The following is a 25,212-nucleotide window of genomic DNA, read 5'->3' on the forward strand; positions in this document are numbered from 1 at the left end:
CATGAATAAAACCACCGAAAAAACGCATTCAAGCCGTGTGCCGGCGCTGCTGATCGTTCTGGCCGCTTTTCTGGTGCTGGGTTATGTGCTCTGGCAAACCGAAACCCGGCCGAGTACCGATGATGCCTATGTGTACGCCGACACCATCGATGTCGTTCCGGAAGTGAACGGCCGGATCGTCGAGATGCCGGTGCGCGACAACCAGTTGGTCAAGCAGGGCGATCTGTTGATCCGCATCGATGCACGTCCGTATCAGGATGCGCTGGATCAGGCCAGGGCGCGGCTGGTTACGCTGAATCATCAGATCGGTTTGACCCAGCGCAGTGTGAACGCCCAACAATACGAGGCGGCATCGGCTGTGGCGTCGGTCGAGCGGGCCCGGGCGCAGGCCACGCAGTCCAACGACACCCTTCAGCGTCTGGAGAAGTTGCTCGCCAAGGGTTATGTGTCCGTGGAAGCGGTGGATCAGGCGCGAACGGCCCAGCGTTCGACGGCTGCCGAACTCAACGCCTCCCGATTGCAGGCGCAACGAGCCGGGGCTGCCGTCAGTGGTGTGGATGCGCTGGTGGCGCAGCGGGCCGAGGTCGAAGCGCAGATTTCCCTGGCCGAACTGAGCCTGGAGTTCACCGAGGTGCGAGCACCTTTCGACGGGCGTATCGCGTCCTTGCGCACCACGGTCGGCCAGTTCGCCTCGGCCTACAAACCGATTTTCACGCTGATCGATACGCGCCACTGGTACGTGGTGGCGAATTTTCGCGAGACCGATCTGAAGGGCATCAAGGCTGGCACGTCCGCCACGCTTTATCTGTTGGGCGACACCGGTAAACGGTTTCAGGGCCGGGTGGATTCGCTCAGTTTCGGTGTGCTGCCGGATGACGGCGGAACCGTCATCGAAGGCCTGCCGCGCGTCCAGCGCACCATCAACTGGGTCAGGGTTTCGCAACGCTTTCCGGTGAAGATCTCGGTGCAAGACCCCGACCCCGAGCTGTTTCGCATCGGCGCCTCTGCCGTCGCGGTACTGCGCCCTGACGAACCGGCCAAGACCGGTCAATGAAACGCTCGGCGGAAGACAGGAACAGGGGCAGCCTGGAGCGCCTGTATCGGTTTCTGGTCGATGAACTTCAGCCGTACCCTGGCCGTGTGAACCTGTTGCTGCGCACGCTGCTGGGCAGTGCGCTGGTGATCATCATTTCGATGACCCTGCAGGTTCCGTTGTTGGCGCTATCGTTGATCGTGGTCTTCTACGTGACGCAGACCAATGTGGTGCTGACCCGCATGGTCGGGATGCTGTTTCTGGTTGGCGCGACACTGGCCATCGGCTTGACCATCCTGCTTCTGAAGTTCACCTACGGATACCCGCTTCTGAGAATTCTGGGGGCGAGCGTGCTGTTTTTCTGCAGTGCGTATCTGATTCGTGTGACCCGGATCGGCGTGGTGTTTTTCGTGGTCGGCATTGTGGTGATCTATGCCCAGACCTTCGTCGACCTGACCGATCAGGCCGAGGCCGTTTTGCGTCTGGTGCTTTGGGTGTGGGTGGCGGTCAGTTACGCCATCGGCCTGACGTTGTTGGTCAACACGTTGCTATTGCCGGCGGAGCCTGTCCGGCAATTGCAGAATCATCTGAGCTCCCAGTTGCTCACGGTTGCCCGGTGTCTGAGTGGCGAGCAGAGCGGGGCGGCGCTGGGTGCCGCCGCGATTCAGCGCAGCGTGTTGGCATCGCAACAATTGTTGCGGTTCGCCTGCATGCGCGACGCTGACTTTCGCAGTCAGCAGGCCGCGCATCTGGCACGCATCAGCAGTATTTCCCGGCTGTTGACGCTGGCCGCTCAACTGCCGCCGCCCACAGCCAATGCCCGGGCCTCCGAGTTGTTGCGTCAGGCCGTGCTTGATCTGGAGGCTTCTTTGGATACGGGTCAAGTGCCTGAAGGATTGTCTGCTCTTGATCAGATCGATACGACCGGTTTGCCCGGCGTGTACGAGGAAATGCGTCTGGAGTTGTTGTCTTTTCTCAATGTGCAGGCGGCTGACAGCACCCCGGAAACCAAGGCGAAGGGGCCGCCGATGTGGGTGCCGGATGCCTTTGAAAACCCTGTGTACACGCAGTTTGCCGTCAAGACGCTGCTGGCGGCGTCGCTTTGCTACCTGTTCTACATGGGCACGGACTGGCAAGGCATCCACACCATCATGCTGACCTGCCTGATCGTCGCTCAACCCAGCCTCGGCGCGACCGGGATGCGTGCGACGTTGCGCGTAGGCGGCGCGCTGGTGGGCAGTGCTCTGGCGCTGGCCATGGTGATTCTGGTGGTTCCGCACATCGACGGGATCGTCGGCCTGTTGTTCATGTCATTGCCGGTGATTGCACTGGGTTCCTGGATAGCCGCCGGCTCCGAGCGAATCAGCTATGCCGGTGTGCAGATCGTGTTCACTTTCGCGTTGGCGTTGCTGGAGCAATTCGAGCCCAGCACCAACCTGACCGAGATTCGTGATCGCATCATCGGTGTGCTATTGGGTGTCGGGATCTCCCTGTTGATTCACGCGTTTCTGTGGCCCGAGGCAGAGGGTGAAACGCTGCGTCAGCGATTGGCGACGCTGGTTGGCCGGCTCGCGGACTCGCTGAAAACCAGACGAACAGCCGACGAGGCGCCCCGTGATTTACGGGTGTGGAGTGAGTTGGCCGATTGCCAGGCGATGGTGGCCCGAGTGGCGCTGGAGCCAGGATGGCAGGTCGCCGAGAGTCATCAGGAAGTGCTGGTTTTTCGTATGCAGGAACTGCTGGTACGGCTTCGCACTATCGCTATGGCAATCGATGCGTTACAGGTGGAGTTGACTCACGGTCAGTCGCAAGGCGAGGCCTGGCTCGCATCACTTGAACTGTGCAACGAAACGGCGGCCGTGCTGGGTGACTACGCGCAACAACTGAAAGGTCAGCAGGGCTTTGCGGTTGCGAGCGGGGAGTTGGAACGCTTGCGGGAATACGCCACCGCAAGGCTGGCGGACGATGAATTAAAAGCGCGTTTTCTACAGTTGCTGGCGAGCGTGGAAAACCTGCCCGCCAGTTAATGCGACGAAACATACTCCGAGGGCGTAGTCGGGGCAGGCAACGCGTAAGTCGCCTTCATCCACTCGATCTCCGCCTGCGGTGTTCTGCCAAAAAAGCGTTTGAACTCGCGACTGAATTGCGAGGCGCTTTCATAACCCACGTTGAACGCCGCTGCCGAAGCGGTCATGGCATTGCGCAGCATTAGCAGTCGCGCCTGGTGCAGACGTGTCGACTTCAGATATTGCATCGGAGAGGTGTCCGTCACGCTGCGAAAGTGCAGGTGAAAATTCGGCACGCTCATACTGGCTTCGTGGGCGAGTTGCTCGACGTCCAGGCGCTCTTGGTAGCAACTGTGGATTTTGCGGATTGCTCGAGTGACCTTGCCGAAATGCCCCTGTCTATTGAGTGCGGCACGCATCGAGCCGCCTTGTTCACCCGTCAGAATGCGGTAGTAGATTTCCCGCAGCAGCGATGGCCCCAAAATCTGCGCTTCGCCCGGAATGCTCATCGCTTCAAGAAAACGCAACGTCGAAGTGCGGAGCCTGTCGTCCATCGGCGAAGCGTACATGCCCTTGGGCTGCGCATCGCTTGGGCCGTGAAGGTCATCCACCTGCTGCATCAACTCGCTGGCCACCTGGAAATCGAGGTGCATGTAGATCGCGAGCATCGGCTCGGCCTCGGTGGCATCGGTTTCCATGGTGAAGGGGATCGGCACGGACACCACCAGATAATGCTGGGCGTCGTAAACGTAGACGTCATCGCCCAGATAGCCGCGTTTCTGGCCCTGACAGAGGATCACGATGCCCGGGTCGTACAGCACCGGTGTGCGGGTCAGTGGCTGGTTCGAGCGCAGGAAACGCACGCCTTCAAGCGTACTGAGGTTATAACCCTCGACCGGTGCGAGGGTTTCCATGAGCTGCACCATGCGCGAGGTGCCTGCGTCGGCCTGCTTCATTGCGTTCTCTCTATTAGCCACTCAATGGTCGGTGGAGCGAGTCAACGCTTCCCACTGATCGATCTCGCTGGCGGCGTGTTTGAGCTTTTCGCGCACCAGGCGCAACGCGTCACTGCCCAGGAGCACGTGCGCCGGTGGTGTCGGGCTGACGATGATCTGCAACATCGCCTGGGCGGCTTTTTGCGGATCACCGAGCTGCTTGCCGCTCTTTTCTTCTCGCGCCTTGCGCACCGGGTCGAAACTGGCGTCATAGTCGGCAATGCTGCGCGGCGTGCGCTGCATCGAGCGACCGGCCCAGTCCGTTCGAAATGAACCCGGCGCGACGGCAGTCACAAAGATATTGAAGGGCGCCAGCTCCTTGCTCAGCGTATCGGAGATGCCTTCGAGCGCAAACTTGCTGCCGCAGTAGTAGGCGATGCCCGGCATCGTGATCGTGCCGCCCATCGAGGTGATATTGATGATGTGGCCCGCACGCCGTTTGCGAAAGAAGGGCAGGAACGCCTTGATCACGGCAACGGCGCCGAACACGTTCACGTCGAACTGGCGGCGCATGTCTTCCAGAGGCGACTCTTCGAAGATGCCTTCATGGCCGTACCCCGCGTTGTTGATCAACACATCGACCGGGCCATGCGTGGCTTCAACCTGCGCGATGACGCCATCGATCCGCTCGAAGTCCGTGACATCCAGCATCACCCCGTAGGCGTTATCCACGGAGAGCGACTGAAAGGCGTGCAAGTCGGCTTCCTTGCGCACGGTCCCGATGACACGGTGGCCGGCCGCGAGCGCTTCCTTGGCCAGCGCGTGGCCGAAGCCGCTGCTGACGCCGGTAATGAAAAGGGTCTTGGTGGTGGTCATGACGGGCTCCGGTGAATGGGGTTTCAGCTCATGGTATCCATCGAAGAAACGCTCACCTATGTCGGTTTGTCTTTGAGCATTGCCTATTCCTATCAACGAGGCGAGATAACGCCCGATGAACTTTTTGCATGGCTCCGGGCATCCAAGCAGGAACAGACCCAACGTGCTGATATCAGCCAAGGACAGACGATGACCTTTCTAATTTTCCTGTTGGCCTGCGGTGCGGCAGCGAGCACCGGGATGATTTTCCAACCGGGCCCATGGTACGAATCGTTGGTCAAACCACGCTTCACACCACCTAACTGGGTGTTTCCCGTTGCCTGGACAACGATCTACCTTTTGCTCGCGTGGGTCGGTTATCGTCTGACTCTGACGCCTGGCAGCGAAACGGTACTTGCCTTGTGGGCGGCGCAAATTGCATTGAACACCTTGTGGACACCGGTATTCTTCAGCGCACATCGTATTTTCGCCGGCATGCTGATCATCACGCTGCTGTGGCTGGTGGTAGCGGCGATGGTGGTGTTGGCATTGCGCCTGGATGTGATTACCGGTTTGATTCTGTTCCCTTATCTGGCATGGCTGTGTGTCGCGGCGGCGTTGAATTTTTCCATTCTGCGCAACAACCGCGAATAAATAGGACGAAATGAAGACATCAATGGACTGGCCCGCAGACGATAACGAGTTGGCGCAATTGCGCGCGTTCAACAAGAAGCTTGCCCGGCTGCCGCGCTTTCGCATCCGTAATCGCATCACGCCACGGGCGATTCAGTTGCTGTTGCGCCTCAGCCAATTGGGCGGCGCGAGAAAGTTGCTCAAGCACGGGCTCAAGGCAGAACGCAAAGTGGTGGGCGTCGACGGCGCTTCGGTGCCGGTGCGGATCATTCGGCCAAAGACAAAGGCCAAAGGCGTGGTGCTGGATTTTCATGGCGGCGGTGGGTCATCGGCAATGCGCAGATGAACGATCACCTCAACATCGGCATGGTGAAAGCCTGCGACGTGGCAGTGGTCTCGGTCGATTATCGGCTTGTGGTCTCGACGCCGATCGAAGGCGTCATGCAGGACTGCCTCACGGCGGCTCGCTGGCTGCTGAGCGATGACTGCCACGAGTTTGCGAACCTGCCCGTCATCGTCGTGGGCGAGTCCGCCGGCGGCCACCTCGCCGCCGCGACCTTGCTGCAACTCAAACAATGGCCGGACTTGCTCAAACGGGTGCGCGGGGCGCTGCTGTACTACGGCGTCTACGACCTGACCGGAACCCCCAGCGTACGCAACGCCGGCCCCGAGACCTTGCTGCTGGATGGGCCAGGGATGGTCGAGGCGCTGCAAATGCTCACCCCGGGATTGAGCGATGAAGAACGCCGGCAAGCGCCGTTGTCTCCGTTGTATGGCGACTTCACCGGATTTCCGCCGGCGCTGATGTTTGCGGCGGAGCTGGATCCGCTCAGGGGTGACACGCTGGAGTTGGCTAAGCGTTGGGGTAGGGCGGCTGACGTGGAAGTGCATTTGTTGCCGGAGACGGCGCATGGGGTGATTCATTTTCCGTTGGGGTTGGCGGGGAGGGTGGTTGGGTATAGTCGGGAGTGGGTTGCGGGGCGGGTTGGTGAGGGGTGAGTGTTTTATGGAGGGCCGATTTCGGCGGCCACGAATGTCTGCTATCGGCCAATTGCAGCCATCCAATAACGTCTATCAAAATTAGCCAATTAATTATTAAGTTTCAAAGCAGGTGCTGACATCAACCCGCTTCAGCCGAAGATGTATAGGCAGTCGTCAATGTGTTCCAATTCTTGTTGCGTGTATCGGGCGTTGCAATATTGTCGAATATCCTCCAATACTCCCCTGATAGGAACTGGCTGTGATGGGTCTTCAATCAACTCAATTAAGAGCTGATAATCAGGGGCTACCCCTTTGAGGTATTTCTCTATTAGCTCTTTGAGTGCTATTCGAGCTTGCTGATCGGTTAGCATTGTTTCTCCGGCGAAACAGGCGACTCTTTTGTCGTAATCGGTAATAGTCGCCAGATGCGTTTCAGAGACCTCTACGGTTTACAGGGACGACTTGCGATTTACCTTTGTTTGCATTTTTCAAGCTCGCTTTGACTTTTCAATGTCGTATCCAAACCAAGTCGATACTTGCAATAATTAATAACCAGGCTTCGCTCCATCTCGCTTAGCTCACTCAATTTTTTGTCATCTGATTCGTACGCGAAAATATTTTCAAATTTTATCTGAAATGTGGGGCTCTTTTTAATAAAGAATACTTTTTCCGGATAAGCGTCCTCCATCTTTTCGTAAAAACCTATATAAAGTATGGCGACAATCGTGGTTGATAATATGATTAGCAGCGATTTCATGATGAAGGCGGTCGCAGAAGTTTGGTTTTAATCCGAAGGTTTCTAACAAGCTCCATGCCAATATTACCAGGGCAAATTTTTCCTTCGCCGGCTTGCATGGGGAATTCACGGTGCCCACCTAACGTTGTCACCCTGAAAACGCTGGTCAGCGCCTGAATCAAGGTCAGAAGGGTATCAATTTGTATGGCAGGAATTTTCTGGTCCATGTTGCCGTTGATGCTTTCGAGGGCTTGGCGAGCAAAAGCGACCATATCGCCACCCTCTTTGGCGGTTGTCAGGTTTTCTAGCAAAACGATACCAATCACACCTGTGTTGTAGTTATGTACGCTTGATCCCTTGAATCGTATGTCACGTCCTTCAAAGACTTTACCCGTACAATCGATGCCATAGTGATAGCCGATATCATCAAACTTAGCCTGATGCTCACTCTGAATCGCCCGCATTTGTCCTGCACCAGCACCGCAGCCTACACTTCGTCCTGCGTGGTGAAGGGCGATCATCGAGTAGTCCCAATCATCCACCATTTCACCTTTTGCTTTATGCGCTCCCCATGATGACCGCTCTACAAATTCGCACTTTTTTTTGCTGAGTAGTCTGATGATCGCTTCTCTAGTGGCAGCTCTATCGTTGACGGTGATAGTCGTGGGAGCAACTGGCGCACCGGGTTTGACTTCAGTCGCTTTTGCTTCAGTAGTAAATTGTTCAGCCATTCTGAGTCAGTCCGTTAATTCGTTAAGCGTCCGAGCTGGAGAAGTGAAATCAATGCTCATGGAAATATTGGCATCTTTGACTGGAGTTTTGATCTTCGCTATCCCAGCGCTATCGGTAACACCTGTGATCTTTTGACCATTTACAGTGGCAGTGAAATTTCTTCCGACTAGAGGTTGGCCAGTCTCGCTATCAACGATGCTGAAAGTATGCCCATAGGTTTTCTGCAGTAGAAGCGGGAGTGGAGGCGTGAACGGTGCAGGAGTATGGGAGTCGCCGATGATCACCGTACCCGAGCCACCAATAACTAAGTCGCCGTGTGTGCCGACGGTTCCCACCAGAGCGGCATTCTTGCCATTGATGAACACCGTCGCAGACACTGCCGAGCCCAAAGCGCTGCCGCAGGTGCAAGTGTCTCCTTTCGTCGCAGCTGCGAGGCCGTCGAAAAACACATCGGGAGATCCGGACGCAATGGCTTTGGGCCCGTGCCCAGGCATAGGGCAACTGGTGGGGTCAGTTATGCGTGCAGCTGGCTTTGCCATGTATGACGTCCTGTCTACGATTTTTCCAAGGGCGACTGTATCAGAGTTGCGCCGAACAGTGGCTCAAGGCATTGCTCTGGTTGGCTATCGGCAACCGCTTTGAATCGCCTCTGGTTAGGCAGATGTCGATGAGCGTCAGCTTTCGGCCAGAAGCGGACGTTCACAACCCCATCGATGCGGTTATCTTGCGAGATTCTCGCTTCATCAGGAGTTAGGTTTCGTCAGACCACCATACTGTGAGTCATAGCGCTAATGGCAATGTGCTCTATAGTGACTGAGTCATCAGGGAAGGGTGGTCAACATGGCTGCGCATAGTGATGCAACAGGTTATCTTTTAGCTCACCGAGAGACTGTAAAAGAAGCGTGGTTTCACGCGGTGTGTGAAGCAGCCATCAACTCAGACGGAGGCAAACTTTCTCCGAATGAGCTTGAGCGTCTCTGGCGGCTGTTTTGCGGGCAGGAAAACTTTGCACCTACGGCATCTACTCCCCCGGCGCTGAAGGCAAATGTACGCGACGCAATCCAACCGTTTCATCTGGAAAGTCTGTCGGGCTTCTCCGGCTTTAAGAAATTAGGCGGCATGCTAAGGCTGGATCTATCGAAGCGTATAACAATAGTATTTGGTCGGAATGGCGCAGGGAAATCGAGCCTATGCCAAGCATTTAAAATCTTGGCAAATCCTGAGAAGCCGAAAGAGCCCTTAAATAATGTTCGTTCTAATAGCAAGATTCTTCCGTCCTTTAGCTATAAGCTTAGAGGCGGCTCAGTGCAAAACTGGACAGAGCTGGAGGGCTTTGGTGGTCAAGCACATGCTCTGAAATATTTTGATTCGGCAGTTGCATACAAACACGTCAATAGCTCTATCTCTTCTGAAGCTGTAGTGGAGTTGAGTGCGTTCCGATTAGAGTGCTTCGATTATGCACGGGAGTATTTGAAGCAGTTTCAGGCTTACGGTGGATTTAAAATTACGGAGTGTCGGCAGGATGCCGATCGGAAGATTGCCGAAATTAAGCTGGTCGTTCATTCAGCTATAGATACAAATACTGGAGTTTTTAAGGATTGGAGTGCAATCAATTGCGAACCTATGCTTTCTTGGATCGGGACGGTGAACTTTGGTGAAGAAAAGCGCCTCCAAAAGATAGAAAAACAGGCACGACTAGAGCAGCTTAAGGGAGCGACGAGCGCCGAGGGGCAACAAGTCCTCACTCTCAGGAAAAACTTGTTAGGCCAAGTAAAACAATCATTAACAAATTTCGTTCAGCAGTGCCGGTTTTTTTCATACTCTGACTACAATCAGATTCTGTTCTCAATACAGCAAAAGCAGGCTGCAAGCATTGAGCTTGCAGGTGCTGTATTTTCCAAAGACTTAGACATGGCAGGCCAGCAGAAACTCCTCTCTGCAGCTGCAGCATTGCGGCCATTTGTTCCTGCTGATAACTGCCCGCTGTGCCGTCAGAATCTAGACAGTGATGCTAAGGCTCTATTTTTGGCCTTCCATAATCATTTGGTTTCAACGTTTCAAACGGAGCTATACGCCCTTAATACTGAACAGCAGGCTGAGCAATCCAAGAAAAGAATGATAGAGGTTTTCACAGAGATAAATTACTCACAATATTCAAATGTGTTGAGTGCTGATTTTCTGCGTGCAGCCTCGGATCTGATCACCTCGGTCAAAGCCTCATTGCAGGCACCTCTAATTGATCAGGCTGCGCTCGATGCTTACTCTCGTTACGCCGAACTTTATGCTTATATCGAAGCGGTTAATATAGAGCACAACAAGACTGAATCAGCTTTGACGTTAGCGTCAAAAGGGTTGCAAGCGCTGAACGAGGAGATTTCAAAGCTCACAATAGAAATTGGTGTACTGAGGATCGATGAAGCCGCATCTTCCGTGCGCCCTCAAATCGAGACGATTTGCCAAAATTCGATTTCTTTTGCTGGTGTCGCAAGTGTGGTGGAGTCCTATAACTTCACATCACGCCTGTCTGCGCTGACCGCGCGAAAGAAGGATGCGCACGCAGCGCTCGTTCTAGGTTCTTTTATACCGTTTTTGGATGGTGAGTATCGCCGTCTCTGTGGCGCGTCGCTGGACCAAATGGGTGTCCGCCTGGCCAACCAAGGAGCTGATGCGATAGTTCTTCCAAAAATCGGGGATGAGCTGGTGAACCGCGTGCTGAGTGAAGGTGAGCTTAAGGTTCATGCACTTGCCTTGTTCATGTGTGAGGCGAGTGTCGCACCGCACCAAGTCCTTATTCTGGATGATCCTGTCACCAGCTTTGACTACAACTATATCTCTAATTTTTGTGAGCGCCTGCGTGACTACGCGAAGGATAATGCACAGTCGCAACTGATCGTATTGACACACAACTGGGACTTTTTTGCGAACCTCCAGAATACGCTAAATGGTTCCGGCCTGAGTGGCGCCTTCTCCGTGCAGGTGCTGGAAGACTGTGCGACGATATCTGAGTACGTAGAGAAATGGGAGGAGCTATGTGAGCAAATTGATGGATACATTGGGCCACAAGTCGAAATCAGTCCTGATGAAAAGTCCAAGCTTTCTGCTCTACTAAGGCGCTTGGTGGAGAGGTTAACGAACTCCTACGTATTCAATGAGCAACGTCACCAGTACAAAATCAGAACCCTGCAGGTTTCCAACTTTAAGGATTTCGTGAAGTTGGTTCCATTGCTTCCGGCGGAGGCAGAAAGGCTTAAGGACTTATACGCTAATCTGAGCCCGCTTGAGCATGATGATGTGCGCAATTTTTACTCCACCAAATCCATCTATCAATTTGGCACCTGGTACGATGAGATTAACTTAATAAAAAATGCAGTTGAGGGACGGCGCGCCTAACGCGCTATGTCCATTGGTAGATGGCCGTGCAACGTCGTTTAATAGGCACTCGCCCGCCTCAGAAAGAGTACCCAGAGACAGCTCGCAAGGATGTTCGGGCGGGAATAGAGGTCAATAGGGGATGTCCCCAATGTCGAATGCCGTCATTAGTGAACGGCTGCTTACGGCCAGAAGCGCAAATTGGCAAACGACCGCCTTCGGCCTCCATAAAGAGACATTCATTTTGCGTCGGGATGCCCCTAGCCGAAGCGATCAGTTTTTTGATCGATTTGAGCTGCCACCCAAATTGGCAAATAAATTAAATCAAATATCTCTAATGATGTATGCCCCATGGAGTTCTTTTATTTCATCTCCATACTCTAAATACAGACTCCCCACGGCGCTGAATCTTTCCGGCGCGACTCCAAAGGCGTCGATAATATTATTACTCGCCCGAGATCGATCTTTAATCCATGCCTCGTACATCGCCTTGTATTCTTCAGAGTATGTTAGCTCACCGCTCAAATTTTGAGTAAAACAAGCATTAATAATGGGGCCGTCACCCGATGCGAATTTCACAAAAAGCTCTTGCGAAACGGGAATAAATTGTGCGGAGTTTGTTATGCGCTCTAAATAGATTTTATCTAGCTTAGGATTAAAGCGAAGGCAATTATGAGTGCGCATCAAAGCGGTGGAGAATTCAGAAGGTGAAAATCCGAGATCGGCATGTGCCCAATAGGTCATCAGCAGTGCGATCTTCTCAACAATAAAATGAATTTCTTGGTATGAGGTATCAGCTAAGTCTAGCGTGTCACCATGCGCAACTTTATCTCTAATCCTTTTTATTAATGAAAAGTCATCATCTGTCAAATTTATAACTTTTAGAATATCCTTGTCTGTTAATCCTATCGCGTAGTCGTATTTCTCTCTGAATGTCAGATCACGCGACATCAAAAATACTGTTCCAACGAGAGATTCTATATCTTTAAATTGCGCATCATTTAAAGGGTGCTTTAGTAACTTTAACCGCTCTACAAATTTAGTTACCCGCTTGCTTTCAGCTTTGGTAGCTTTCTGATTAGCCATTGCTGCATAGGAGCTAACGTACTCGTCAAGCAAACTTACATAGCCAAGAATTTTGAATTCCCAAAACCCCTCATAACGTTGCATGCCGGCAAGGCGAACCCACGACGTCTTCCTGTAATTGGATGCGTAGTATCGATCAAACACCGACTGCCATTTATCATCTAACGAGTGTCTTTGAGCTAAACAGCTTAGCCAAAACTCGCCTCTTGAAGATTCTCGATCTACTTTTCTAAACGCCGAAAAGTAAATAGGCATAGCGTAGCTCGCAACACATCCAACCCACACATTTGCAATAGAAATAGAATTGGAAGTTAGCACAGACAATAAAGTAGATAATTCAAACGATTTCTCTTTTACCTCCTCTACTGAAAATCCACCATCCGTCCGCTCAAAAATAAAGCGCGTATGCTCATGTATTACATGGTCTTCGCCACGCTTAGTTAGACTACCAATTGTATCGGTCTTTAAAGAGAAGTTCTCCTCCGTCGTATTGACGCTAACCGATAGCTGAGGCACCTGGTTTTTCCAGCTAATATTTTCGCCAATTTGGCCGGTAACATATTGTCCACGCAGAAACCAATCAGATACATCTCCATATTTTACATGAAAATAGGTGATTTCAGATTTGATGTCGCCAAGTACGATGAAGTCCGCGTATAGCGAATACCTTTCAAGCTCGCAATTGAGTAGCGTGAGCTTCTGCCCATCTTTTGTTTTTGCCTTAAGAATCGAGAACTCACGTTGAGGAGCTTCATAGTATTGCGTCAAATCAAACTGTATGCAAATCAACGTTCCGTCGCCAAACGAAAGCTGTCCCTGACCTATGACGCCTTGGTCGTCATCATAAACCTCTACGTCGTACTGAAATTTGCTAGAGAAAACAAAATCATCTTTCATTGATAATCCGTTATTAAAAAGCTGTCTGACTTATTTATATACGAAATGTCGCGTCAAAAATATGCTTGGGAGACGGTATTTAGGTTTGTTAATGCCTGCCGAGAACTTTTGGCCGGATTTTGCCAGTCTCCACCGGCAGCTATGGGTCGTTTTCTGCCCGTCACGAGAGGCAGAAAACGGCCAAAAGGGGACGATCATGCTGTTTGAGGGGGAACTCAATCATGCTTAACGGACCGAAACCCACCCTACTAAGGCTTCACTGGCGACGGGAGTCGGAAGCAGATAGTGTCATCATTACAGTCCGACATCCTACTCTCGCCTATTTTCTATTTAATTAAGAAAAGCTTTCACCGATACAAAGACAGGTACTGTAGTATCGGCAGCAGTCTGATTAGTGGCGTACTGCATGCGGGAGTTTCCGGCCAGATTCGTATCAATTTCTCGGAAGGAAATACCTTGCTCAAGGATCGAGTAACAGGAACCAAGCACTTTAGAGTATAGGCTCACAACTTCAGGAGTGGCATATTTGCAATCATCCAAATGGCGGAACCCCTGCCTGTCAACAAGCTGAACTTGCCCGCGTGGTTTAAGACATAGGGTGCCGAGTTCACCACACCGAGCATGCAGCTTTTCCCGATACCGCGATCCTTCATCACCCTTGAACCTATCGATCGCTACATTGAAATGCGGCGCAATCCGTGCAGGCTCGGCACCGATCAGCCAGCATACGATGGCATCGAATTGAATAGGTGCAAGCAACTGATCAAGGCTCTTATCAAAGATGTCCGCGTTGATAATGGTGCTTCCCGTAGGCAAAGGTCTGCCCAACGCGCTGGCCTGAACGTAGCTGACCGGAACCCCTGCATTCTTCAGGGTGCTGAGCGCTATTTGAGCCAGTTTGGCATTGGGCTCGATCACGATGAATCGTCGGCCGCTTCTAGCCAATTCCAATGTGCCGTTGCCCGAGCCGCACCCAACTTCCAGCACGGTATCGGCCTCGCCAAGCTGTCCCGCCATCCATGTGTAATGACCACGATGCTCGAAGTCATCAGAGTTTATCTGCCACTGATCTGCATACTGGTCAGCGGTCATTGGAATTCCAAACTTAGATTTGTTAGTCATGTGTCGCGCTCTTCCTTGGTAAGTGCCATTAAGACTGCCAGCAAATACTTCAGGCAGCCAGCGCAAATGATGCTACCAAGCCATCACTCACAGTGAAGGTCTTAACGTGGCGGCTGAAGCGTATCTGGTTTTCTAGCCCCACCGAGTGACCGCTTTTGGCCGAAAGCGGCCGGTCAAAAACAGAGAGTGAAGCTCACTTTTGATTCACCCGTTTAACCCTCCAAAAATCCCCGTTTAAAAGACACCATCCGTAACGCCCTCAAGGCTACACAACCTTGCGTCATTGCCTACGACTACGCCAGAATCCGCCGGCTTGTGCGTCTGGGGCGCGGGTTTTATCGTTTCCGGGTCACTGAAAAAACAGTGATCGGGTTTGGTAGCCCGGTTTACCTGTCGCATCGCAACACCAGTTTGCAGGGACTCTTTCGTCCTCTGTTTTATGGTGGCCATGCGTAGGGCGTCTTCGGACGCGCCGGGTATCCAGGTGACCGGTCTACCAACCTCCGTATGGCCACCACCCTCGTTTGGTAGCGAGGTTGATGGCTCCACTTTCTCACCCTGGAGTTACATCAATGATCAAACCAACACCCAACCCACCCGAAACCGACCCGGTTTCCCCCTACCAATTCCCCGACTCCCGAACCCTCAACGAAGCCGCCGAGCGCGCCCTCGATCATTACCTCACCCCACAACAACGCATCATGGGCAGCCACCACAAACATGACCCCATGTTCCTGGCTAACCCCGCTTACAACAGCGAATCCCTCCTGGCCAACGCCAGCGAGTCTCTCGGCTCTGTGACCGAAATGCTCAACAACTTCGCCGCCATCCTGGAACCCGCCCACCGCAAAACCGCGCTGGGTATTGCGCAGGTGGTCATGGTCGCGGGGTTGGCGGTGAATCAGGCGCTGGATCATGTCGAGGTGAAGACGTGATCGGTTGATAGCTGTCGCTCAATAGCCGAAAAGGAAATGGCCGTGGTTGTCAGGTGTGACTGACGACCTCGGCCATTTTTCTTTTTTCCTGCACCTATCAACGCTCCAACAAGAGGACGCCTCGTCAGTTCGCGATATCTACACTTTCCCCACCACTTGGCGCGCATCCCGCCGCACCGCCTGCGGAGGCACGCCGAAGCCTCGGATAAACGCTTCCCGCATATGGCGCCGATCACGAAAGCCGGATTCGCTGGCCACCACATCGAGGGAGTGTCGGCTCTGTTCGATCATCAATCGAGCGGCCTCCAGGCGCAGGCCTTCGATGGCTTTGGCGGGGGATTGGCCGGTTTCCGCGCTGAATATGCGGGTGAACTGGCGAGGGCTCAGGTGCGCCACGCCGGCCAGTTCTTCGACGCTGAGCGGTCGGCTCAAATGCTGGCGTGCATAGTTCAGCGCGCTTTGGATGCGGTCGGATTTGGGGGCGAGGTCGAGCATTTCCGAATGCTGCGACTGGCCGCCGGAGCGGTGCTGGTGCATCACCAGTTTGTGCGCCACCGAGCGGGCGACGTCGGCGCCCAGATCCTTTTCCACCATGCCGACGGCGAGGTCGAGGCCGGCGGTCATGCCCGCCGAAGTCCAGAAGGGGCCGTCGACGATATAGATGCGGTCGGCGTCGACGCTGATTTCGGGATGATGCTTCTGCAAGGCCTGCGCGTAGGCCCAGTGGGTCGTGGCGCGGCGTCCGGTCAGCAGGCCGGCTTCGGCGAGGATGAAGCCGCCGGTGCAGATGCCGACGGTGCGCCGCGCCTGGTTGCCGGCCTGACGCACGAAGTCGAGCACAGCAGAGGCTGCGTCGGTTTTTTCCGGATCGTTGACCCCGACAACGATCCAGGTGTCGGCCAGTCCGGGCGCCTCGAGCGGGCGGGTTTCCATGGCCAGCCCCAGTGAGGAGCGCACCATGCCGCCGTCCGGCGAGAAGTTTTCGACGCTGTAGAAGGGCGCTTCGGCGATCTGATTGGCGAACTCGAAAACGGCTTGAGTCGCCAGGGAGAGCACCTGAAAACCGTCGGTGAGCAAGTAGCCGATGCGGTGCATGGTGATTTCTCGGATGTCTTGAATCACTACCATATACGTCATTTGAGATATGGCCAAGCCGTCGCATTCTGTTCTCCAGTACTTCCCACAACCCTGGAGATTCGACATGACTCAATCCCGCCTCGGTACCGCCCTGATCACCGGTGCGTCGTCCGGCATCGGTGCCATTTACGCTGAACGCCTGGCCCGTCGTGGCCATGACCTGATCCTGGTCGCGCGAAATCGCGATCGCCTGAATGTTTTGGCTGAGCGCCTGAGTGAAGAAACCGGCCGTCAGGTTGAAGTTCTGGCTGCCGACCTGTCCGAAAGGGCCGATCTGGCACGGGTCGAAGATCGTCTCAAAACGGACGCCAGCATTTCTCTGCTGGTGAACAATGCCGGGGTTGGCGCGACTCATCCCTTGCTGGACTCGGACGTCGACAAACTCGAAGACTTGCTCACGCTCAACGTGAACGTGCTGATGCGACTGACTTACGCGGCTGTTCCAGGCTTCGTCGCTCACGGCGGTGGCACGCTGATCAACATCGCCTCGATCGTGGCCATCGCCCCGGAGGTGTTGAATGGTGTTTACGGCGGCTCCAAGGCTTTCGTCCTGGCGTTCAGCCAATCCTTGCGTCACGAACTGGCGGACAAGCATGTCCGGGTCCAGGTGGTCCTGCCGGGCGCGACGGCCACCGAATTCTGGAGCGTGGCCGGCACACCGCTGGAGCATCTGCCGGAGGCCATTGTGATGCGGGCGGACGACATGGTGGACGCTGCGCTGTCCGGCCTCGACCAAGGCGAGTTCGTCACCATTCCGGCGCTTCCTGAAATCGCCGACTGGAATGCTTACGAGGCAGCGCGCCAGAAACTGATGCCTGATCTGTCGCGCAGTGAGCCGGCTGCACGCTATCGCAACTGATGCAAAAAAGGGGACGGATTTATTTTCTGAAAATAAATCCGTCCCCTTTTCCCGTTGGCGCGACTCTCCTGTCAGCCAGACAGGGGGCCCAATGGGCGCACAGGTTGTCATGGAAAATCAGGAGTGAACCGGGTAATCCACGTAGCCACGCTGGTCGCCACCGAAGAAGGTGCTCGGGTCTGGGGTATTGAGCGACAACCCGTCGCGAATTCGCCTTGGCAGATCGGGGTTGGCCAGAAACGGCCTGCCGAACGCGATGATGTCCGCGCGGCCATCAATCAGGGCCTGTTCCGCCGTCTCGGGGTCGTAGCCTCCGGCGATCATCAGCACGCCGTCCCAGGCCGCACGCAACTGACTGATGATGGCATCCCAACGCGGATCGTAGTTCTCATCCTTGACGGTGCCTACGACGGCGGGCTCGACCAGATGCAAGTAGGCCAGTTTCCAGCGATTCAACGAACGCACGATATAGCCGAACGTCGCTTCAGGCGTCTCATCACCCATGCCCATGAATCGCCCCATCGGCGTCAGACGAACGCTCACGCGCTCTTCACCGATTTCGTCGACCACGGCAGCGACCACTTCCAGCAACAGGCGTGCACGATTTTCCAGGTTGCCACCGTACAAATCTTCACGCTGGTTACTGTTGCTGTTGATGAATTGATCGAGCAGATAACCATTGCCCGCGTGAATTTCCACGCCATCCATCCCGGCGTTCAGCGCATTGCGCGCGGCCCGGCGGTAGTCGCTGATGATGTCGGCGATTTCCGACGTCTGCAGTGCGCGCGGTACCGGAACATCTCCCCAGATACCGTTGCCATCCGCGTCGACGATGAAGGTCTTGCCCGGTACGGGCAATGCGCTCGGGGCCACCGGCAATGCGTTGTCGGGTTGAAAACTGGGGTGCGATACGCGACCCACATGCCAAAGCTGCATGAAGATCAACCCGCCGGCCTCGTGTATCTGGCTGCTGACTTCGCGCCAGGCTTGCACCTGTTCATCGCTGTAGATTCCAGGCGTCTAGGCATAACCCTGGCCCTGGCGGGAAATCTGCGTTGCTTCGGTGATGATCAACGCGGCACTCGCGCGTTGGCGGTAGTACTCGGCGTTCATGGCCGTCGGAATGTCGCCGGGTTGTCCGGCGCGTGAGCGGGTCAACGGCGCCATCGCCACTCGATGGGGGAGTGTGTAGGGGCCCAGGGCGATAGGGCGGAACAGGTGCTGCGTCATGAGTGTTCTCCAGTCTTTGAAAAGCGTCGGCAGAGGGTGTCGGACGTTGGGTTGGGTCTGGCACCGGATGGCCTTACGTTAAGCGGCTGCGCAGCGCTTGATAATCCATGCGTGTCGCTACGCTGCATTGCGTGAAGTGCAACGCTGCGACGTTCAGGACGGTTGATCCGAGCGGGTCAGAGGAAGGTTCAACCAGCGCCGGCCGGTGGCGTTCGCCACGGCATTGCCGATGGCTGCCGCCATGGGGCCCTGGACGATTTCGGCAGCCCCCAGAAACGGTTGTCCCGGTTGGTCGAGCAGATGAACGTCGACCTTTTTCGGCACCTGTGGGAAGCGCAGGATCGGGTAGCCACTCCAGTCGTAGCTGCGTATGCCGCCGCCGTCGTAGGCGACTTTTTCATACAGCGTCCAACTGGTGGACTGGACAATCCCGCCTTCGACCTGGTTGCGCAGCCCATCGGGATTGACGATCTGTCCCACGTCCACTGCCGTGACGACATGATCGATCTGCACTTCGCCGGTCTGCGGATGCACCCGAAGACGCACGGCGATGGCGCAATAGCCCATGATGTTTTTGTAGCGAGCGAATGCGAAGCCGAGGCCCGTGCCAGGCTCGCTGCTTTTTTGCGGCCAGTCGACGGCGTCGCGAACCTTTTCCACCACGGCCCGTGCCCGGGAATCCGTCAGGTGTGCAAGGCGCAAGGCAACCGGATCGACCCCGGCCCTGGCGGCAAGCTCGTCCAGGCACGCTTCAATCGCGAAGATGTTGATGTGCGCGCCCAGCGAGCGCATGGCCGAGGTGCGAAACGGCATCTCGGTGACGAAATTCATGTTGATGCGTTTGGAGGCCAGCGCGTACAGCGGCACCGCATTGCGATCACCGTCGCCTTCAGGTTGTGCGATCGGCACCGATGGCGCGGAGACGAAGGGTCGAGCCAGAAGTCGCGCAGGAAGCAATCGTCCGGCATTGACGATGCGTTCGTTGTGCGGTGTTGTCCACAGTTCATAATTCCAGTCCTGCATTCTTCCGTGTGCATCAAGGTTGGCTTGCACTTCGGTGACCATCGCTGAACTGTAAGGCTCCCAGAGGTTCTCCTGTTCGCGCATCCACTGCACTCGCACCGGCGTGCCCGGCAGGCGCATCGCAATCAACGCCGCGTCGGCCGCTGCATCGTCTGCGCCGTTGTGGCCGTAACAGCCGGAGCCTTCGGTATGGATACAGCGAACGCGCTCTGGCGGTAATCGCACCATTTCGGCGATCCCGGCACGCAGGGGATACACACCCTGGGTGTGGGTCCAGACGGTGAGGGTGCCGTCATTGAACCAGGCCACGGCGCATGACGGGCCGATGGAGCCGTGCATCAGATACTGCTTGGTCACGCGTGCGCGATAGCTGTTGTCGGTCGTACCCTGCGGCGTGCCCTCCTGGCTGATGGGGTAGCGGCGTGAGGGGAGGCTCTCGAGCAATGCATGAATGTCCTGCGCTTCGGGTATCGCCTGCCCGCCAGTCCAGCGCGCCGATTCGTATCCGCTGCGCATGGCTTTGATTGCTTGCCACTCGTCACGTGCCACTACGGCCAGATAGTTGCCGTCGCGAATCACCTGCACCACACCGGACTGCGTTTTGATCGACTGCGCGTCGAAGGCTTCCAGCGTGCAGCCCGGCCGAGGCGGGCGAATGACCCGGGCGTGCAACATGCCCGGCAGCCGTATGTCCTGAACAAATGCGGCGCCGCCGCTGACTTTGGCCGGAATATCCAGCCGTTGCAGCGAATGGCCGATCACCTTGAATGACGTCGCGGACACGCTCGGCGATTCGGGCTTGGCGTAGAGGTGCAGATCGACGTTTCTGACGGCATCGGCGTAGGACATTCTTTGTCCGGTGGGGCCGTGAATGATGCCTTCCGAAGTCGTCAATCGGGCAGGTGCCATCTCCCAGCTTCGCCCGGCCGACGCCAACAGCAGCTCACGCACCTGTGCCGCCGCGTTGAACAGCGCGGTTCCGCTGTCGAAAATACTGTGGCTGCCGGCGGTGTAGCCCTCGTTTGGCGTCAGTGCAGTGTCGGCGGTAAGCAGGTTGATCGCTGTCGGGGACACCTCCAGACGTTCAGCGGCAATTTGCAGCAAGGCTGTTTTGACGCCGGTGCCCAGTTCAACCTTGCCGGTGTAGACGGTGATGCCTTCAGGGCCGACGCGGATCCAGGCATCAAGCCAGGGGTTGGTGCGCAGGCTGCCGGGGAGGTCAGGCGCCAGCACCACGGTGCCAAGCGTATCGACTTCGGTGTCCGCCCAGGCATGGCGCGTTGCGGGCACCAGGGTAAACGCTACCAGCAAGGCGCCTCCACGCAAGAACGCGCGGCGACTGTGATCGACCTCTTTGACCCCTGTCATGGTGCGCTCCCGTTTTGCCCGGCCACCAGGCTGATCGCTTCGATAATCCGCAAGTGAGTGCCGCAGCGACACAGGTTGCCTGCCATGTGCTCGCGAATGGTCTGTTCGTCCGGGTGTGGGTTGCTTTCCAGCAACGCCTGCGCGCGCATCAACATGCCGGCAATGCAGTAACCGCACTGGGCCGCCTGTTTGTCGATAAAGGCTTGCTGCAAAGGGCCGGGGTGTTCGACGGTGCCGAGGCTTTCGACCGTTCGGACTTTTTTGCCATCGAGGCCCGCGCAGGGTGTCAGGCAGGAAAAGACAGGCTGGTCATCGACGATGACGGTGCAAGCGCCGCATTGCCCCAGGCCGCAGCCGTACTTGGCGCCGTTCAACCCCAGATGATTGCGCAGCGCGTAGAGCAGCGGCATGTCAGGTTCCAGCTCCAGAGTCTGGACGGCGCCGTTGACGTTGAGCGTGAGTTGGGTCATTTCGTCTCCTGACGTAGCGCTTCGAGGGTGGCAGAAAGGTCGGTCCAGGGCTGGTCGGGTCTGGCTTGTCGACGCAGGTATGTCGCCAGGGCTGTGAGTTGATCGTTGTCGAGACTGGCGGCAAACGGCGGCATCACCGGCCCGGGCAAACCCGGTGTTGCCGGGACACCTTCGAGTACTGTTTTCAAGAAGTTGCGTGGGTGTAAGGCTTGCAGCGCTGAGGTGCGATCCAGTGACGGACGCCCGTCGATTTCGCGCATCGGTGCTGCGGTGGCATGGCAACCGGCGCAGGCGCTGGCGAACAGCAAGGCGCCCGTGGACGGGTCTGAAAGGCCTGCATTTGTCGTTGCGACATGCGTTTCGGTGATCGTTTTTTTTGCCGGCAGGCTCAGCAGATATTCGGCAATCGCCTGTGCATCACCGACCGGCAAGCTGGCCAGACCGAGGCTGACCGGGCGCATCGGGCCGGCCGCCGTGCCGTGTCCGTCCACCACTTCTGCCCGCAGGTAGCTCACCAACTGATCGTTGCTCCACGCGTTTGCACGGTGAGCCATGCCGAGCAGCGACGGCGCTTCCCAGCCGTCAACAGCACCGCCCGACAAGCTTTCGCCGGACTTCTCGGCACCGATCAGGTTCAACGGAGAATGACAGCCTGCGCAATGGCCGGGCCCTTCGACGAGGTAACGCCCGCGATTCCATGCATCAGACTGCTGCGCCATCGGCGTCAGTGGTTTCGCATGCAGGAACAGCAGATTCCAGAACGACACCAGCGGGCGGATGTTCATCGGGAAATTCATGCGGTTTTCCCGGGCCGGCGAGTTCACGGCCGGGCCGCTCATCAAATAGGCATACGCATCGGCGATGTCGTCTGCGGTCATGCGCCGGTAGTGAACGTACGGAAAGGCCGGGTACAGGAAGTGGCCGTCGCGGGCGATTCCTTCACGCATCGCCCGTTCGAACGCCGGCAGTGACCATTGTCCGATGCCGGTCTGCGGATCGGGTGTGATGTTGGTGCTGTAGAGCGTGCCGAACGGCGTCGCCAGGGGCAGTCCCCCCGCCAGGTATTGGCCGCCGGGACGTGTATGACACACCGCACAGTCACCGGCCTCGACCACTCGCGCACCGCGCTGCAGTTGCTCGGAACTGAATGTTCGCGGGCGTTCGACGGGCGCAATCGCCGGGTGCCACATCAGTACGACGGCCCCGATTGCACCGAGCGAGGCGAGGACTGCTGCGCTGATCCATAGAGGCCTGGATCTCAAGAGGCTGCCTTTCATGAGGGTTTGACACACGAGAGGCGCGCGGCGGGCATTGATGACGGATTCAGGATCATGAACAGCTCCTTGTGCGACCGGGGGAAGGGCGCCGATGGGGAGCCCTGCGCCAGGTGCCCAAGGGTAGAGAAGGCGCTGGTGTTCGAGTATTGCCGGGCCGCGCAATAGCGTATTGCGCCAACCGCAACGCTCTGGGTGTTGCGGATGGCGCATCACTCAATTGCCCGAAGGATGGATTCTCGGTGTCGACCGGAGCCCTTAGCCTTGCCATCACTTTTACGAATCAGATGAGGTGTCACCATGCTCACGGGTAACCCGGCTGCGGCGGCCAAGGCCGAACAATCCGCTTCACTCTCCGGCCTGATGGTCGCGTTCCTTGCGTTTTGCTGTGGCGCGGTCGTGGCCAACCTCTATTACGCTCAACCTATTGTCGAACTGATCGCGCCGCAGATCGGTCTGTCCAGTGCCAATGCCAGCCTGATCGTTTCACTCACTCAGATGGGTTATGCGTTGGGTCTGTTGTTGCTGGTGCCGCTGGCCGATCTCATGGAGAACCGACGTCTGGTGGTGGGATTCACGTTGGCGGCGAGCGTGGCCCTGATGTGTGCCGGCCTAACGCATTCGCCGTCGATGTTCCTCGTTTTGTCGTTGCTGATCGGTCTTACCTCGGTAGCGGTGCAGATTCTGGTGCCACTGGCAGCGCATCTGGCGCCCGAAGCAACCCGTGGCCGCGTGGTGGGTAACATCATGAGCGGTCTGTTGCTGGGCATTCTGCTGTCGCGTCCGCTGTCGAGCCTGCTGGTGGAAGTGTTCGGTTGGCGCGGGGTGTTTTTCAGCGCGGCGGCACTGATGGCCTTCATCGCCCTGATCACTGCGATTGCGCTGCCGCGTCGTGTTCCGACGCATCAGGCGACTTACGTGGCGTTGATCGGCTCGGTGTTTGCGCTGGCCCGTCGTCATCCGGTTCTGCGCCAGCGCTCCTTGTATCAGGGATTGTTGTTTGCCAGCTTCAGTCTGTTCTGGACCCTCGCGCCCATCGAGCTGATGCGTCACCACGGTTTCAGCCAGGTACAGGTTGCGATTTTTGCATTGGTCGGCGCCGTCGGTGCAGTCGCAGCGCCGATTGCCGGACGCCTGGCCGATGCTGGGCATGGCCGGCGCGGGACACTCGTTGCACTGCTGCTGGCACCGGTCTCATTGTTGATCGGCGCGTTGCCCGGCAGTAGTTACATCTGGCTGGTGGTCTGTGCGGTGCTGCTGGATTTCGCCGTGCAACTGAACATGGTGCTGGGCCAGCGTGAGGTGTACGCCATCGATCCGCATAGCCGTGCGCGCCTCAATGCCGTGTACATGACCAGCATTTTCGTGGGCGGGGCGTTGGGGTCGCTGGTGGCGAGCCCCCTCTACGAGCATTTCGGCTGGCACCTGTCTGCCGTCACCGTGGCATTGCTGCCGGCACTGGCCCTGGCGATGTTCCTGGGGCGCAAGGCCAATGCCTGAGGAACTGGCATCGAAGAGTCCGAGGGGGCACGGTCATACAAGACGCCTGGCGTTCGGTGATGCACAATCATCGCCGTTCCTTTTTGACCGGGTTGCGCTTATGGACAAGTTACTGGCACTGAAGATGTTTGTTGAAACCGTGCGGTGCGGCGGATACTCCTCTGCGGCGCGCAAACTCGGTATTTCGACTTCATCGGTGACTCGCCAGGTCGCGGGGCTGGAACACGAACTGGGTGCCAGTCTCCTCAACCGCACGACTCGCAACACCAGTGTGACCGTCGCCGGGCAAAACTATTTCGAGAAGGCCGTGGCCATTCTCGATGCCATCGACGAGGCTGACGCGGTCATCGCCGACCGTGGAAGCGAGGCGCAAGGGCGCTTGCGCATCAGCGTTCCGGTGGAGTTTGGTCGAAGGATCATCGCCCCCCATCTGGGCCGATTGCTCGAGCGACATCCGGGACTGGAATTGAGCATTTCGTTGAGCGATCAGGTCAGCGACCTGCTGAGCGAGCAGATCGATGTGTCGGTGCGTCTCGGGTCGACAGTGGTCAGTGAAGACATCGTCAGCAAGCGGGTCGGCGCGTTCGAACGCTGGATGGTGGCCAGTCCGGATTACCTTAGCCGTCACCCGGTACCGTGTCATCCCCGTGACTTGCTCGAGCACTCTTGCCTGCGCTTCGATTACGGTGGCCCGCACCAGAACTGGACGTTCCAGGGTGATGAGGAAACCCTCCAGCTGAATGTGCACGGCCGCCTGCAAAGCAACAATGCCGACATCCTGCGAGAAGCGGCAGTGGCGGGTGGCGGGGTGACTTTGCTGGCCGATTGGCTGGTGCGCGACGATGTCGCTGCTGGCCGGCTGACGCGATTGCTGGCAGGTTATGAAATCAATCCCGGCAGTGCGAGCAGTTGCATCAATGTGCTGTATTTGCCCAATCACCGGGGTTCAAGCCGGATCAATGTGTTCATTGATTTTCTTGAAGAGATTCTTGCGCCAGGTTCATAGACCTCACGTACAACATCCATGTCCC

Annotated in this window: 19 protein-coding genes and 2 pseudogenes; 9 read left to right on the top strand and 12 right to left on the bottom strand. The window is 56.5% G+C overall.

All coding sequences use genetic code 11. The features are described 5' to 3' along the window. Position 1 precedes the first annotated feature (1 nt). Both mdtN and AC1RME_RS21285 read left to right on the top strand, forming a co-directional pair. Positions 2-1,054, top strand: a complete 1,053-nt coding sequence (mdtN, locus tag AC1RME_RS21280; protein ID WP_096820590.1) for a multidrug transporter subunit MdtN — start codon at positions 2-4, stop codon at positions 1,052-1,054. Then, positions 1,051-3,060: an FUSC family protein gene (locus AC1RME_RS21285; protein WP_096820591.1), complete on the top strand. Its 2,010-nt coding sequence runs from the start codon at positions 1,051-1,053 to the stop codon at positions 3,058-3,060. The genes mdtN and AC1RME_RS21285 overlap by 4 nt, the downstream gene beginning before the upstream one ends. Here the strand turns inward: AC1RME_RS21285 and AC1RME_RS21290 are convergent. Both AC1RME_RS21290 and AC1RME_RS21295 read right to left on the bottom strand, forming a co-directional pair. Next, on the bottom strand, positions 3,057-3,995 hold the full coding sequence (locus AC1RME_RS21290) for an AraC family transcriptional regulator (protein ID WP_096820592.1): 939 nt from the start codon (positions 3,993-3,995) through the stop codon (positions 3,057-3,059). The two genes, AC1RME_RS21285 and AC1RME_RS21290, sit on opposite strands and share 4 nt — an antisense overlap. Positions 3,996-4,016: 21 nt before the next feature. Continuing rightward, positions 4,017-4,850: an oxidoreductase gene (locus AC1RME_RS21295; RefSeq protein ID WP_096820593.1), complete on the bottom strand. Its 834-nt coding sequence runs from the start codon at positions 4,848-4,850 to the stop codon at positions 4,017-4,019. Between the two features lie 189 nt (positions 4,851-5,039). Between AC1RME_RS21295 and tspO the strand changes: the two genes are divergently transcribed. Together tspO and AC1RME_RS21305 are read left to right on the top strand one after the other, a co-directional pair. Further along, positions 5,040-5,483, top strand: a complete 444-nt coding sequence (gene tspO / locus AC1RME_RS21300) for a tryptophan-rich sensory protein TspO (RefSeq protein WP_096820711.1) — start codon at positions 5,040-5,042, stop codon at positions 5,481-5,483. 10 nt (positions 5,484-5,493) lie between these two features. Next, a pseudogene (locus AC1RME_RS21305) lies at positions 5,494-6,461 on the top strand (alpha/beta hydrolase). 451 nt (positions 6,462-6,912) lie between these two features. On the opposite strand, the gene AC1RME_RS21310 reads toward AC1RME_RS21305, so the two are convergent. Genes AC1RME_RS21310 through AC1RME_RS21320 form a run of 3 tightly spaced genes read right to left on the bottom strand, consistent with a single transcriptional unit; the run spans position 6,913 to position 8,450 of the window. After that, a complete protein-coding gene (locus AC1RME_RS21310; RefSeq protein ID WP_096820596.1) occupies positions 6,913-7,200 on the bottom strand; it encodes a hypothetical protein in 288 nt (95 codons plus the stop codon). Further along, positions 7,197-7,910: a peptidoglycan recognition protein family protein gene (locus tag AC1RME_RS21315; protein WP_096820597.1), complete on the bottom strand. Its 714-nt coding sequence runs from the start codon at positions 7,908-7,910 to the stop codon at positions 7,197-7,199. The genes AC1RME_RS21310 and AC1RME_RS21315 overlap by 4 nt, the downstream gene beginning before the upstream one ends. A 6-nt stretch (positions 7,911-7,916) precedes the next feature. Next, the gene (locus AC1RME_RS21320; protein ID WP_096820598.1) at positions 7,917-8,450 is read right to left on the bottom strand and encodes a PAAR domain-containing protein; all 534 of its coding nucleotides are present in this window, start codon (positions 8,448-8,450) and stop codon (positions 7,917-7,919) included. Positions 8,451-8,751: 301 nt separating this feature from the next. Between AC1RME_RS21320 and AC1RME_RS21325 the strand changes: the two genes are divergently transcribed. Beyond that, positions 8,752-11,301, top strand: coding sequence for an AAA family ATPase (locus AC1RME_RS21325; protein ID WP_493091727.1), 2,550 nt, complete (start codon positions 8,752-8,754; stop codon positions 11,299-11,301). Positions 11,302-11,604: 303 nt separating this feature from the next. On the opposite strand, the gene AC1RME_RS21330 is transcribed toward AC1RME_RS21325, so the two are convergent. Further along, entirely contained in the window at positions 11,605-13,263 is a 1,659-nt protein-coding gene (locus tag AC1RME_RS21330; RefSeq protein ID WP_493091728.1) for an ApeA N-terminal domain 1-containing protein, read from the bottom strand. Between the two features lie 330 nt (positions 13,264-13,593). Continuing rightward, entirely contained in the window at positions 13,594-14,385 is a 792-nt protein-coding gene (locus tag AC1RME_RS21335) for a class I SAM-dependent methyltransferase (protein WP_096820602.1), read from the bottom strand. Positions 14,386-14,957: 572 nt separating this feature from the next. Between AC1RME_RS21335 and AC1RME_RS21340 the strand changes: the two genes are divergently transcribed. After that, positions 14,958-15,320, top strand: a complete 363-nt coding sequence (locus tag AC1RME_RS21340; protein WP_096820603.1) for a DUF6124 family protein — start codon at positions 14,958-14,960, stop codon at positions 15,318-15,320. Between the two features lie 138 nt (positions 15,321-15,458). On the opposite strand, the gene AC1RME_RS21345 is transcribed toward AC1RME_RS21340, so the two are convergent. Further along, positions 15,459-16,415 (bottom strand): GlxA family transcriptional regulator, encoded by a 957-nt coding sequence (locus tag AC1RME_RS21345; RefSeq protein WP_096820712.1) that lies wholly within the window; start codon positions 16,413-16,415, stop codon positions 15,459-15,461. Between the two features lie 106 nt (positions 16,416-16,521). Here AC1RME_RS21345 and AC1RME_RS21350 point away from each other — a divergent pair, with 106 nt between their 5' ends. Beyond that, positions 16,522-17,316: an SDR family NAD(P)-dependent oxidoreductase gene (locus AC1RME_RS21350; RefSeq protein ID WP_096820604.1), complete on the top strand. Its 795-nt coding sequence runs from the start codon at positions 16,522-16,524 to the stop codon at positions 17,314-17,316. A gap of 117 nt (positions 17,317-17,433) precedes the next feature. On the opposite strand, the pseudogene AC1RME_RS21355 reads toward AC1RME_RS21350, so the two are convergent. From AC1RME_RS21355 to AC1RME_RS21370, 4 genes and pseudogenes are all read right to left on the bottom strand, one after another. Then, positions 17,434-18,546 (bottom strand): annotated as a pseudogene (locus AC1RME_RS21355) (alkene reductase). A gap of 153 nt (positions 18,547-18,699) precedes the next feature. Further along, positions 18,700-20,937 (bottom strand): xanthine dehydrogenase family protein molybdopterin-binding subunit, encoded by a 2,238-nt coding sequence (locus AC1RME_RS21360; RefSeq protein ID WP_096820605.1) that lies wholly within the window; start codon positions 20,935-20,937, stop codon positions 18,700-18,702. Next, positions 20,934-21,407 (bottom strand): (2Fe-2S)-binding protein, encoded by a 474-nt coding sequence (locus tag AC1RME_RS21365; protein ID WP_096820606.1) that lies wholly within the window; start codon positions 21,405-21,407, stop codon positions 20,934-20,936. Before AC1RME_RS21365 ends, AC1RME_RS21360 begins: the two co-directional genes overlap by 4 nt. Next, complete coding sequence (locus AC1RME_RS21370; protein ID WP_493091729.1) at positions 21,404-22,669, bottom strand: cytochrome c; 1,266 nt, start codon at positions 22,667-22,669, stop codon at positions 21,404-21,406. Before AC1RME_RS21370 ends, AC1RME_RS21365 begins: the two co-directional genes overlap by 4 nt. A 312-nt stretch (positions 22,670-22,981) precedes the next feature. Between AC1RME_RS21370 and AC1RME_RS21375 the strand changes: the two genes are divergently transcribed. Next, positions 22,982-24,181, top strand: coding sequence for an MFS transporter (locus tag AC1RME_RS21375; protein ID WP_096820608.1), 1,200 nt, complete (start codon positions 22,982-22,984; stop codon positions 24,179-24,181). Between the two features lie 100 nt (positions 24,182-24,281). Then, positions 24,282-25,187 (top strand): LysR family transcriptional regulator, encoded by a 906-nt coding sequence (locus AC1RME_RS21380; RefSeq protein WP_096820609.1) that lies wholly within the window; start codon positions 24,282-24,284, stop codon positions 25,185-25,187. Positions 25,188-25,212: the final 25 nt, after the last annotated feature.

This window comes from Pseudomonas sp. GW822-FHT03F08, assembly GCF_058801265.1.